2 protein-coding genes are annotated in these 694 nt (G+C 39.5%); both read right to left on the minus strand.

Translation table 11 applies throughout. From position 1 onward, the window contains the following. Positions 1-110: 110 nt before the first annotated feature. The gene (locus tag ACFINL_RS09780; protein ID WP_375612611.1) at positions 111-281 is read right to left on the minus strand and encodes a hypothetical protein; all 171 of its coding nucleotides are present in this window, start codon (positions 279-281) and stop codon (positions 111-113) included. 149 nt (positions 282-430) lie between these two features. Continuing rightward, positions 431-694: YadA-like family protein (locus ACFINL_RS09785; RefSeq protein ID WP_375612610.1), on the minus strand; the 264-nt coding region annotated here is incomplete at its 5' end.

Below are 694 nucleotides of genomic sequence, written 5' to 3' on the forward strand. Positions count from 1 at the left end.
TCGTCAAAGTAACGTAGGTTGGATACTGCTAGACCAACGGCGGCTGCTTGCCTTGCCTCTTTCCGTACGCTCTTAATATCATAACTAAACGTTTCAAATTTTATATCGGTTTAGGATTTCGACTCGTTAACACCATTACTCATCGCATTATCCTTGGATTCAGAAAAATATTTATCTACATATTTTTTCGTATCATCAAAAACTTTCTTAATCCGCTGCTTACTGTCATGTAACAACCAACTAGCCCCCTCCACGACTTCTGTCAAATTTGCGTAAAACACACCACTCTTCAGACATTTTCTCTTTTTTTATTTTCAACATTAATGCTGGCATTGTTATTTATGGGAGTCGTTCTTTTAATCGTGTAACTCTTTTCGCCCCTGTCTTGTATAGACAGGAGCGTTTTTGAAAATAATCGTAGTGAATTTTATTAATTTAGAGTTAAGCTTAATCCTACACCTACACCCCAGCGCCCTCCGGCACTTGTCACAGATAGACTAGAGCGAATATTTCCATCTTCAGATGTATAACCAGCACCAAGAGCAAATGCGGACTGATTAAGCCATATACCACTACCAAGTGCAACACTTAACTTTCCTGGTGCATCATTGTAACGCAAGTTGGACACCGCTAGACCAATAGCAGCAGCTTGTCTTGCTTCTTTCCGAACATCCTGAATAGCATAATTCAATGT

This window comes from Bartonella sp. AA78NXGY, from assembly GCF_042197005.1.
GTDB lineage: Bacteria > Pseudomonadota > Alphaproteobacteria > Rhizobiales > Rhizobiaceae > Bartonella.